General features: G+C 71.5%; 8 protein-coding genes. 5 read left to right on the top strand and 3 right to left on the bottom strand.

Annotation, left to right across the window (positions count from 1 at the left end):
• Positions 1 to 16: 16 nt before the first annotated feature.
• The 3 genes from AB0G63_RS17560 to gcvPA are packed head-to-tail and all read right to left on the bottom strand — an operon-like array spanning position 17 to position 4,172.
• Positions 17 to 1,207, bottom strand: a complete 1,191-nt coding sequence (locus tag AB0G63_RS17560) for an NAD(+)/NADH kinase (protein WP_360750781.1) — start codon at positions 1,205 to 1,207, stop codon at positions 17 to 19.
• Positions 1,204 to 2,796 carry an aminomethyl-transferring glycine dehydrogenase subunit GcvPB gene (gene gcvPB / locus AB0G63_RS17555; protein WP_360750779.1) on the bottom strand — a complete coding sequence of 531 codons (1,593 nt, stop codon included), beginning with the start codon at positions 2,794 to 2,796 and terminating at the stop codon, positions 1,204 to 1,206. The genes AB0G63_RS17560 and gcvPB overlap by 4 nt, the downstream gene beginning before the upstream one ends.
• Entirely contained in the window at positions 2,793 to 4,172 is a 1,380-nt protein-coding gene (gcvPA, locus tag AB0G63_RS17550) for an aminomethyl-transferring glycine dehydrogenase subunit GcvPA (protein WP_360750778.1), read from the bottom strand. The genes gcvPB and gcvPA overlap by 4 nt, the downstream gene beginning before the upstream one ends.
• 329 nt (positions 4,173 to 4,501) lie before the next feature.
• Here gcvPA and AB0G63_RS17545 point away from each other — a divergent pair, with 329 nt between their 5' ends.
• The 5 genes from AB0G63_RS17545 to AB0G63_RS17525 are packed head-to-tail and all read left to right on the top strand — an operon-like array spanning position 4,502 to position 11,798.
• Complete coding sequence (locus tag AB0G63_RS17545) at positions 4,502 to 5,659, top strand: sugar ABC transporter substrate-binding protein (RefSeq protein ID WP_360750776.1); 1,158 nt, start codon at positions 4,502 to 4,504, stop codon at positions 5,657 to 5,659.
• Between the two features lie 4 nt (positions 5,660 to 5,663).
• A complete protein-coding gene (locus tag AB0G63_RS17540) occupies positions 5,664 to 6,590 on the top strand; it encodes a sugar ABC transporter permease (protein WP_360750774.1) in 927 nt (308 codons plus the stop codon).
• Positions 6,587 to 7,444: a carbohydrate ABC transporter permease gene (locus AB0G63_RS17535; RefSeq protein WP_360750772.1), complete on the top strand. Its 858-nt coding sequence runs from the start codon at positions 6,587 to 6,589 to the stop codon at positions 7,442 to 7,444. Before AB0G63_RS17540 ends, AB0G63_RS17535 begins: the two co-directional genes overlap by 4 nt.
• The gene (locus AB0G63_RS17530; RefSeq protein ID WP_360750770.1) at positions 7,441 to 9,489 is read left to right on the top strand and encodes a beta-galactosidase; all 2,049 of its coding nucleotides are present in this window, start codon (positions 7,441 to 7,443) and stop codon (positions 9,487 to 9,489) included. Before AB0G63_RS17535 ends, AB0G63_RS17530 begins: the two co-directional genes overlap by 4 nt.
• A complete protein-coding gene (locus AB0G63_RS17525) occupies positions 9,486 to 11,798 on the top strand; it encodes a trehalase family glycosidase (RefSeq protein ID WP_360750768.1) in 2,313 nt (770 codons plus the stop codon). Before AB0G63_RS17530 ends, AB0G63_RS17525 begins: the two co-directional genes overlap by 4 nt.
• The last annotated feature ends 55 nt before the right edge of the window (positions 11,799 to 11,853 follow it).

Raw genomic sequence — 11,853 nt, 5'->3', positions numbered from 1 at the left:
TCGAGCGCTCGGACGGTCAGGTGGTCAGGCGGTACAGCGATGTGCGGCGCCGGCCGGTGATGACGGGCAGATGGCCTGTCAGCTCGGCGTCCAGCGCCTCGTCGCCCGTGTCGAGGAGAAGAGGACGTCCGCCCAGAGACGCCAGCTTCTGTTCGGTGCACAGTACGAGCAGCCGGTCCCGGCCGCCCGCCGCGCGCAGCACACGGGGCGAGATCTGCTGGTTGCCGCGGCCGAGGAGAAAACCCTGGCCGCCGATGGGGGAGAGGGCGATCCAGCGTGGTCCCGCCGCGAGGAGGGCGGCCTCTCCGGCGTCGCGCAGAACGACCTCGGCCGGCCGACCGGGCCGCAGCGCGAGCACGTCGACCCCGGTGAGGGAGGCATCGGCCCCCAGTGCGGCGGCCACGGCGCGGGTGGTGCTGCCCGGGCCGAGTGCCAGCAGTCCGTCGCCGACCCGCTCGGCGACCTCGGCGGCGATGCCGCCGACCGCCTGCGGCGTACCGGCCGTGCTGCCGGTCTTGCGCTGCTGGACGCGCACCGGTACGTCGGGGACGGAGAGCCAGCCGTAGAGGCGGGAGGCGACGCGTCCCGCGCGCAGTCCGTCCTGGTCCCGGTCCATGACTTCGGCGTCGCGCAGGGGGACGGAGCCGGAGCGGGCGAGCCACGCGGCGGCCACCTCGCCCGCCGCGCGCGGGCTGACGCCGAACACGGCCGAGTGCATCTTGACGCCGGTCGGCACCCCGAGCACCGGGCAGCGCACCCCGTCGAGCGCGGCGAGCACGTCCCGGGCGGTACCGTCGCCGCCGGCGAAGAGCAGCAGGTCGACTCCCTCGGCGACGACGGCCCGCACGGCGGCGACGGTGTCCTCGGCCGAGGTCTCGTGCTCGGCCCCCGGGGCGTACACGACCCGCGCCGGCAGCCCGGCCGCAGCGGCGGAGTCGGCCCCCATGGCGCCGGCGGCGGTGACGATTTCCGGTTGTGCGCCGGGGCGCCCGCCGCCCGGCCCCGCGCCCGCGCCACCCGGGGCACCGGCACCGGTGCCGGACCGTGCCCGCAGTTCGCGCAGTGCCGCGGCCGCCCGTTCCCCCGCCAGGGGTCTCGCCCCCAGGGCGAGGGCGCGGTGGCGGTTCTCGGGGCCGTCGGTGCCGCCCAGGCCGACCCGGCCGCCGAGGCCGGCGACCGGGTTGACCACCAGGCCGATCCTGGTCAACGGGCCGCCTCACCGAGGATCTTGCGGCGGTAGGCGCGCCAGGAGACGGCCCAGGTGGCCGGGTCGTCCAGGGTCTCCGGGCGGATCCGGTGGATGGTCGAACGGTGCGGGGCCGTGCGGACGGTGTCCGGGGACTCGTACGCCTCGCGGGCGATCTCGGCGAGGATCGCCGCGTACTCGTCGAGGTCGGCGCGCGTGTACGACTCGGTCGGTTCCAGTGTCATCGGCTCGGGGACGAGGTACGGGTGGTGGCTCGTCCAGTAGTGCGTGCCGAAGTCCGCGGCGCGCAGCCCGATGTCCTCGGAGTGCAGCCCGGTGTCCCAGTGCAGCTGCTGCCAGCTGTAGCGGACCTGCTCGACGCGTGGCCGCCCCTGGGCGTAAGGCACCGAGACTCCCGGGATCTGCCGGACCTTGTGGAGCAGGTAGTTGTTGTTGAGGACGGCCGTCTCCGCGGCGCAGCGCAGCCCCTGAGCGCCGAGCGACATGATCCACGCGTACGCGCGCACGAGGTTCGGCACCACCCCGTAGAACGGCCGCATCTTTCCGACGGACTCGGGCCGGTCGTCGTCCAGACGGTAGCGCTCGCCGTCGAACTCGACCGTGGGGCGCGGCAGATACGGCGCCAGCTCCTCTGTCACCGCGCACGCGCCGGCCGCCGGCCCGCCGCAGGCGTGCGGCGTCGAGAACGTCTTGTGCAGGTTGAAGTGGCACAGGTCGAACCCGGCCTCGCGGGCGCGCGTGATGCCGAGGATGCCGTTGGCGTTGGCCTGGTCGTACGAGCACAGGCCGCCCGCCTCGTGCACGATCCGTACGAACTCCTCGATGCGCGGGTTGTAGATGCCCGTGTCCTCGGGGTTGGTGATCAGCAGCGCGGCGGTGCGCGGTCCGACCGCGGCCTTGAGCGCCTCGATGTCCGGGTAGCCGTCCGCGTCCGGGTGGAGGGTGACGACCTTGAAGCCGGCCGTCTTGGCGCAGGCCGCGTTCGACGGGTGGGAGAAGATCGTCGTGATGACCTCGTCGCGCTGCTCCAGTTCGCCGCGCGCGGCGAAGTAGGCCCGGATCATGGCCACGTTCGTGTAGATCGCGGCCGAGCCGGCCCCCGGCTGAAGCGACACCCGGTCCATGCCGGAGATCTCCTTGAGGAGCAGTTCCAGGCTGTGCATGATGCCGAGGACGCCCTGGACGGTGTCCTCGTCCTGGAGCGGGTGCAGTGCGGCGATGCGCGGGTCGCGGGCGAACTGGTCGTTGACCTTGGGGCTGTACTTCATGGTGCAGGTGCCCTGCCCGACGTCGATGTTGAGGTCGGCGCCCAGGTTCTCCTGCGACAGACGCAGGTAGTGGCGCAGGACCTGCTGCTGCGACATCTCGGGCAGGGCGGGCGGCTCGGCGCGGCGCAGTGCCGGGGGAATCTCCACCGGGGCCACGGAGGGGTCCGGCGCCGGGACGAGGACGCCGCGTTCGCCCGGCGAACCGAGTTCGAAGATCAGCTTCTCGTCCCAGGACGCCTGCTGGAAGCGGCGCAGGGGCGGCTTGGGCGCGATCCGCGCATCGTCCGGGGACACCGGTACGGGGGCGTGGTGGGCGGTCACTTGACGATCTCCTCGAGGGCGGCGGCGAGCCGGTCGATGTCGGCCTTGGAATGGACTTCGGTGACGCAGAAGGCGGCCTCGTGCTCGCCGGTGGGCACGGAGCCGTAGATGCCGCGCTCCCTGAGGCCGGCGCGTATCTCGGCGGCGGTCGTGCCGCAGGTGTAGCGCACGGTGAAGTCGGCGAAGTGCAGTGCGTCGCCGTACGGGACCTCGATGCCGGGCACCTGGGCGAGGCGCTGCCGGGCGTACGCGGTGTGGGCGAGGATCGTCTCGCCGATCTCCCGCATGCCCTGCGGTCCCATCAGGGCGAGATACACACCGGCGCCGATGCCGTGCAGCGCGGCCGCCGTGCCCACCCACTCCTTGCCCTCCTCGCGCAGGGCGAACGAGGTCCGCTCGTACGCCACGTCGCCGAAGCCGTACTCGCCCTCGACCGAGGTGGGCGCGAGCCCGAACAGGCGCGAGGGGTACTCGGCGACCAGCCGCTCCTCGTCGCGGGTGGCGATGAAGCCGGCGTTGCCGCCGCCGAAGCTCTGGTGGATGCCGAGCGGCTGGATGTCGCCGCAGGCGATGTCCGCGCCGTACGCGGAGGGAGGCGCGACCACGCCGAGGGTGAGCGGATTGCAGCCGACGACGTACAGGGCGCCCGCGTCGTGCGCGAGTTCCGCGAGCCGCGGCAGTGACGCGTCGACGATGCCGAGGGCCGACGGGGCGTCCGCGTAGACGGCCGCGGTGTCACCGGCGGCCAGCTCCTCGTGCAGCGTGTCGAGGTCGGCGCAGCCCGTCTCCGGGACGACCGGAACCACGGTGACGTCATGGTCGGGACGGAGGTAGTCCCGTATGCGCGACAGCTTGTCCGCGTCGATCGCGGTGGCGACGAGCACGCGGCGGCGCCCGGTGACGCGGCCCGCCATGCGCAGGGCGGTCCCGGCGGCCTGGAAGCCGTCGTACACCGGGACGTTGACGACCTCGACGTCGAGGAGCTCGGCCATCATCGACTGGTACTCCCACAGTGCCTGGAAGCGGCCGTGGTCCTCGTAGGGCTCGCCCGCGTAGGCCGTGAGGAACTCGCTGCGGTTGACCACCTCGTCCACGACCGCGGGCACGTGGTGCTGGTAGCAGCCCGAGCCGAGGAAGCTGAGGACCTCCCGCGTCGAGGTGTTGCGGGCGAGCAGTCCCTCCATGTGCCGGACGAGTTCGGCCTCCGAACGCAGCGGAGCCGGCAGGTCGAGGGGCCGGTGCAGCCGGATCCCGTCCGGGATGTCGGCGTAGAAGTCCTCGGTGCCCGCCGCGCCGATCTCGTCGAGCATCGCCTGCCGCACGGCCGGTACTGAGTTCGGGATGTAGGGGTGGACAAAATTCTCGGTCGACGTCATGCCGCGCCTTTCGCGTAGGCAGGGTCAGCGTGGTCCGGCCGGTCCGACCGGTCTCGGAACTCTTTGCGTGCACACCTCTTGACGGCAAACCGCGTCATTCAGTGTTCTGAATACAGAATGATGCATGCAGGCTTCGGGAGGCAAGAGTGTCAATGAGACCCACGCGGCGGACCGTCCTGGCCACAGGCCTCGCAACCACGACATCGACCCTGCTCGGCGGCTGTGCGGTGGGGGGAGCGAGCGGCAGCGGGCACGCCCGCGACATCGACGGAAAAAAGGACGGAAAGGGAGGAAAGGTCAAGGGGAGGATTACCGTCTGGTCCTGGGACGTGGCAGCCAAGGCCATGAAGCGCCTCGCCGGTGACTTCGAACAGCGCCACCCCGGCACCACCGTCGACATAGTCGACGTCGGCTACGACAACGCCTACGACAAGATCACCGTAGGCCTGCGCGGAGGCACCGGCCTCCCGGACGTCCTCACGGTCGAGGGCAGCTACATGCCGCGCTACATCGGCAACTTCCCGGCCGGCTTCTACGACCTGACGAGCCTCGGCGCCCGCTACGGCGGCGACTTCGACCGCGCGGCATGGCGCACGGTCACCGGCCCCGGCGGCAGGCTGTACGCCCTGCCCTGGGACATCGGCCCGTGCGCTCTCTACTACCGCACCGACCACTTCCGCGCCGCGGGCGTCGACCCCCGCTCCCTGCGCACCTGGGACGACTACGTCGAGGCCGGCATCCGCATCAAGAAGGCCACCGGCCACAAAATGCTCATCCAGGACCATACGGACGCCGGGATCCTCCCGATGCTGCTTCAGCAGCAGGGCCAGTCCTACTTCGAGGGCGGGCGCGTCGCCGTCGACACCGCGGCGGCCGTCAGGGCCCTGACCCTCATGAAGACCCTCAGCGACGAGGGCCTCGTGGCCTACGAGAAGGGCTGGGACGGACTCGTCACCGGCACCAAGGAGGGCAAGGTCGCCACGACGCCCACCGCCGCCTGGTGGACGGGCACTCTCAGCTCCGACATGCCGGAGCTGAAAGGCAAGTTCGGGGTGGTGCCGCTGCCCGGCTTCACCGCCGACGGCATCCGCACCTCCAACATCGGCGGATCCACCCTCTGCGTGCCTGCGCAGAGCAAGAACCCGAGGCTGGCCTGGGCCTTCATCGAGTTCCTGCTCACCGGCAAGGCCAACCAGATCTCCATGCTCGAACACGAAGGTCTCTTCCCCGCCTACCTGCCCGCCCTCGACGACCCCTATCTGAGCGAGAGGCAGGACTACTTCGGCGGACAGCGCACCCTCACCGTCTTCGCCCGCCTCGCCCGCAACATCCCTCCGGTCGAGAACAACAAGGACGACGCCAAGGCCTCCGACATCATGACCTCTGCCGTCACCGGCGTGATGCTGCACGGCCGGGACCCACGCCGCACCCTCGCCTCGGCCGCCGGCCAACTCGCCAGAGCCACCGGCCGCAGAAGGGTGAAGTAGCACGATGGCCACCCCCACCACCCTCGACCGGCCCCTCCCGGCACGCGCACCCCACGCGGCACGTGGCGGACGACGGCGCCCCCGCCCGGCCGGCTGGATCTTCGCAGGCCCCGCAGCCGTCCTCTTCACGCTCTTCTTCGCCTATCCGCTGGGTGCGAGCCTGCTGCAGAGCTTCACCTCCGAGGACGCGGGCACCACCCGCTGGGCCGGGCTGGGCCAGTACCGGCGGATGATCGACGACCCGGCGTTCCTGGAGTCGCTGTCCAACACCGGCCTCATCCTCGCCGCACAGGTCCCGGTGATGATCGGCCTCGCACTGGCCATCGCCGTCCTGCTCAACCAGTCATGGCTCCGCTTCCGCGGCACCTGGCGCGCGGTCTACTTCCTGCCCGCCGTCACCACCCTCGTCGCGTACGCCGTCGTCTTCCAGGTCCTGCTCAAGACGGACGGCGGCCTCGTGAACCAGCTTCTCGGCGCGATCGGCCTCGGTCCGGTCGACTGGCTCAACAGCCCCGCCTGGGCCCGCGTTTCGCTCATCGCGTCCCTCACCTGGCGCTGGACCGGATACAACGCCGTCATCCTGCTCGCCGGACTGCAGACGATCGGCAAGGAACAGTACGAGGCGGCCTCGATCGACGGCGCCGGGACCCTGACCACCTACATCCGCGTGATCCTCCCGCAGCTGCGGCCCGTGGTCCTCTTCTGCGTCGTCACCTCCACCATCGGCACCCTCCAGCTCTTCGACGAGAACTACGTCCTCACCCGCGGCGGCCCCGACGACGCGACCCTCACCCCCGTCGTCTACCTCTACAAAGTCGGCTTCCAGCAGCTCGACTTCGGCTACGCCGCAGCGATCGCCTGGGCCGTCGTCGTGCTCACCGGCGCGGTCTCCCTCGTCCAGTACCTCATCTTCGGAAGGCAGCACCGGTGACCGCACTCCCCCCGGCACCGGCACAGGCCCACCCGGCCCGCCGCGCCGGCCGCAACCTCGTACGGCTGCTGCTCGCCCTCGGGGCCGTGGCCAGCCTGGTGCCGTTCCTGTGGATGGCCGTCGCCGCCACGCACTCCACGCCTGAACTGTTCCGCTCACCGCCGCCCTTCCTGCCCGGCGGACGGCTGCTCGACAATCTCGTGCGCCTCCACGACACCATCGGATTCGGCCGCGTGCTCCTCAACAGCGTCGGGATCGCCGTCGTGTACACGGCACTCAGCTCGCTGATCTCCGCGATGTGCGGCTACGGCCTCGCCAAGTACCGCTTCCGCGGCCGTCGTCTGCTGCTCGGCGCGGTGCTGGCGACGATGATGATCCCGTTCCAGGTCCTCCTGGTGCCGCTGTTCCAGATGATGGCGAGCCTCGGCTGGATCGACTCCTACCAGGCCGTGATCCTGCCGTTCCTCGCGAACTCCTTCGGCATTCTGCTGATGCGGCAGGCCTTCGTGGACTTCCCCGACGAACTCATCGAATCGGCCCGCGTCGACGGCTCCGGGGAACTGCGCACCTTCTACCGGGTCGTGCTTCCGTGCGTACGCCCCCAACTGGGAGCCCTGGTGATCTTCACCTTCATGGGCCAGTGGAACAGCTTCATCTGGCCTCTGCTCGTTCTCAACACCGAGGACAAATACACCGTGCCCGTCGCGCTCAACACCCTCACAGGCCTGTCCCATGTCGACTACTCGGGGCTGATGCTCGGCTCGCTGCTCGCGACACTGCCGCTGATGGCACTCTTCCTGCTCTTCCAGCGGCAGTTCGTGGCCGGACTGCTCGGCGGGGCGGTGAAGGGATGAGCCGCCCCGCCCGCAACCGTCTCACCCGGATCCCCGGCCTCCTGTACGGCGGGGACTACAACCCCGAGCAGTGGCCCGAAGAGGTGTGGGCCGAGGACGCCAGGCTGATGCGAGAGGCCGGGGTCACCCTGGTGACCGTGGGCGTGTTCTCCTGGGCCCGGCTCCAACCCGGCCCGGACACCTGGGACTTCGCCTGGTTCGACCGGCTCCTCGACCTGCTGCACGCCCACGGCGTCGCCGTCGACCTGGCCACCGCCACCGCCTCACCGCCCGCGTGGCTGGTGCGCGCGCACCCGGAGATCCTGCCCGTCACCGCGGACGGCGTACGCCTCGAATTCGGCTCGCGCCAGCACTACTGCCCCTCCTCCCCCCGGTACCAGGCCGCCGCGCTGCGCCTCACACGCGCCCTCGCCGAGCGGTACGCGAACCATCCCGCCCTCGCCCTGTGGCACATCCACAACGAGTACGGCGACCACGTCACGGAATGCTTCTGCCCCCGCTCGGCCGCCCACTTCAGAGCCTGGCTCAGCGAACGCCACGGCACGATCGACGCCCTCAACCACGCCTGGGGAACCGCCTTCTGGTCACAGCGCTACGCCACGTACGACGAGATCGAACCGCCGCGCACCGCGCCCGGACCGGTCAACCCGACCCAGCTCCTCGACTGGCGACGGTTCTGCTCCGACGCGCTCCTCGCCCTGCACCGCGCCGAACGCGACGTCCTGACCGAACTCAGCCCGGACACCCCCGCCACGACCAACTTCATGTCGATGTTCAAGGCGCTCGACTACTGGAAGTGGGCCCGGCACGAGGACTTCGTCTCCGACGACGCCTACCCCGACCCCGCCGACCCGCGCGCCCACATCACCGCCTCCCTCAACTACGACCTGATGCGCTCCCTCAAGGGCGGTACACCCTGGCTGCTCCTCGAACAGGCCCCCTCGGCGGTCAGCTGGCGCCCCGTGAACGTCCCCAAGAGACCGGGCCTGCAACGCCTGTGGTCGCTCCAGGCCCTGGCCCGAGGCGCCGACGGCATCATGTACTTCCAGTGGCGGGCCTCCCGCGCCGGAGCGGAGAAGTACCACAGCGCCCTGCTGCCGCACCGCGGCACCGCCTCGCGCGGCTGGCGCGAGACGGTGCGCTTCGGCACCGAACTCGCCCGCCTCGCAGAAGTCGCCGGCAGCCGCCTCACCGCCGACATCGCGATCACCCTGGACTGGGACTCCTGGTGGGCCCTGGAGTCCGACGACCACCCCTCGGCCCGGATGCGCTGGCCCGACCTGCTGCGCCCCTGGTACACGGCTCTGCACGCCCGCAACATCACGATCACCTTCGTCCCCCCGCACGCCGTCCTCGACGGCTACCGGGCCGTCCTCGCGCCCAACCTGCACCTCCTGCGCCCGGAACACGCCCGCCGGATCGCCGACTACGTGCACGCCGGAGGCCACCTCGTGTGCGGCCCGTTCAGCGGCGTCGTCGACGGGCACGACCACATCCACGACGGGGGAGCACCCGGCCCGCTGCGGGACGTACTGGGGCTGTCGGTGGACGAGTTCTGGCCGGTACCCGACGGGGAGACGACCGCCCTGGCCTCCGGAGCCGAGGCCACGCTGTGGACCGAGTGGATCGTGCCGCAGGGCGCCGAGACCGCCGACACGTACACCTCGGGCCCGCTCTCCGGCCGGCCCGCCGTCACCCGGCACCACCACGGCTCCGGAACCGCCTGGTACGTGAGCTGCCACCTCGCCGAAGACATCGGCGACGTACTCGACCGGGCCCTCACCGCGGCAGGCGTTCAGCCCGTCCTGGACGCCCCCGCAGGCGTCGAAGCGACGACCCGCGCCGGCGAGCAGGGCACCTACCTCTTCCTCCTCAACCACGGCGACCGGCCCGCACGGACCCCATTGTCCGGCGCGTACGCCGCGGGCGGCACCGATCTGCTCACCGGAGGAGCCGTTCACGGCCACGTGGACCTCGAACCGCTCGGCGCCGCGGTCATCCGCGTCGCCCCTGCCCCCGACTCCCCCGGAGGGACCGACCAGTGACCGGACACCGGATCCCGCACGCCCTGACGGCGCTGCTGCTCGCCGCCGGCGTGCTCGCCGCCCCGCAGGCCGCCTCCGCCGCGGCCCGTCCGCAGCCGCCGTCCCGATACGCGGACGTCCTCGATCTGCACGGCACCCCCACCGCCGCCCTGCCCGGCGACGACGAGGACGACAACCCCGTCACCGTCTTCGCCGACCGCGGCGCCTGGCACGCCTACGCGCTGCCCGAGAACGGCGACCGCGCCGCCTACGGAGGCTTCACCGGGCCGCTCTACATAGCCCAGGAATACCCGTGGTGGCTGAGCACCTCCTTCAGCCGCATGCGCCTCGGTGAGGACGGACACACCCTGGACCTGGCCGCGGGGGGCCCACCCCGGTTCACCTCGTTGCCCGGGCTGCTGCGCCAGTCCTACGACCTCGGACGCGGCCTGAGCCTCACGCTGGAGCTGCGGTTCGCCACCGCGCGCAGCGCACTCGTACGAGCCGAGTTGCGCAACACCGGTACCGCGACGCGCACCCTGCACGCCGGCTGGACCGGCAGCCTGCTGCGCCCCGCCGACCCGCCGATGCGCGACGCGCCCTCGCTCACCGCCACACCCACCGGCGTCGGCGTCGACTTCGCGAAGGTCCGCAAGGTGTGGGACTACCTCACGGACGGCACCGAACGCTTCGAGGTCACCCACAAGGAACCCGTCCGCACCACGGTCGACGGCGACACCTACCGGACACAGGCCACGGCACCGGTGACCCTCGCCCCCGGGCACTCGCACAGGTTCGACTGGACCGAGTCCTACACCTTCACCGCCGGCGAACGCACCCGCGAGGCGCGCAAGGTGCGGCACGTCCTCGCCGGCCCCTCGGCCGAGGCCGCCGCCGCTGACGAGCGCTGGCGCGGCTATGTCCGTGACGTGACCCGCGGGGTGCCGGCGGACCGGCGGCGCACGGCCGTGAAGTCGTTGCAGACACTCGTCACCAACTGGCGCAGCGCAGCCGGGCAGATCAAGCACGACGGCATCACGCCGTCGATCTCGTACAAGTGGTTCGCCGGCGGCATCTGGGCCTGGGACACCTGGAAGCAGGCAGTCGGCACCGCCCGCTTCGACCCCCGGCTCGCCCAGTCCCAGATCCGCTCCATGTTCGACTGGCAGATCCGGCCGGACTCCCGGACCCGGCCGCAGGACGCCGGAATGATCCCGGACGTCATCTTCTACAACGATCCCTCGCGCGGCGGCGGCAACTGGAACGAGCGCAACTCGAAGCCACCGCTGGCCGCCTGGGCCGTGTGGGAGGTCTACCGCAGGAGCGGCGACACGGCGTTCCTGCGCGAGATGTACCCGAAACTCGCCGCCTACCAGGACTGGTGGTACCGCAACCGGGACCACGACCACAACGGCCTCGCCGAGTACGGCGCCACCGTCGACCCCGCCAACGACTCGCCCGAACAGCGGCGCCTGGCCGCGGCCTGGGAGAGCGGCATGGACAACGCCCCCCGCTTCGACGCCGCGCCCGGCACGTCCGTCGTCGCCAACCGGGCGGCGGACGGCACTGTCCTCGGTTACTCCCTCAACCAGGAGTCCGTCGACCTGAACGCGTATCTCGCCGCCGACCAGGGGTATCTGGCGCGCATCGCGGACGTCGTGGGGCACGACCGCGACGCCCGGCGATGGAAGGAGAAGTCCGCCGCCACCCACGCTCTCGTACGGAAGACGATGTACGACCCGGCCGACGGCTGGTTCCACGACACCGCGCTCGGCACCGGGAAGCCGCTCACCGCGCGCGGGCGCGGCATCGAGGGCGCCGTCCCGCTGTGGACCGGCACGGCGTCCGCCGCGCAGGCCCGGACGGTGCGTGACCGGCTGACGGACGCCGAGGAGTTCGCGACCGGGGTGCCGTTCCCCACGGTCGCGAAGAGTTCCCCGTACTTCTCGCCGACCGACTACTGGCGCGGCCCCGTCTGGCTCGACCAGGCGTACTTCGCCCTCGGCGGCCTGATCCGCTACGGCTACGGCAAGGACGCCGACGCCCTCACCGACCGGCTCCTCGCGCATGCGTCCGGACTGATGGGCAACGGTCCGATCATGGAGAACTACGACCCGGTCACCGGGGCGCCGCTCAACTCGCCGAACTTCAGCTGGTCGGCGGCGTTGCTGCTGCCGATGCTGGCCGGAGACGAGAGGCCGACCGGGGACGTCGTACCGGCAGGGGATCGGTCCGGGAGCGCGGAAGGGCCGCGCCCACGTGCTCGTGGTGCGTCCGGGCGCGGGGGCGATCCCGGCATCCTGGCGGTCCGTCGCAGGCCGGGCGGGTGAGGAGAGCCGGCGGATCCCGCCCTTGTCCGCGCCGGCCTTCGGTGCCGCGGGTTCA

Source organism: Streptomyces sp. NPDC020996, assembly GCF_040641355.1.
Taxonomy (GTDB): Bacteria; Actinomycetota; Actinomycetes; order Streptomycetales; family Streptomycetaceae; genus Streptomyces.
Note: the sequence above shows the minus strand (reverse complement) of the source record. Positions and strands in the feature narration are given on the sequence as shown.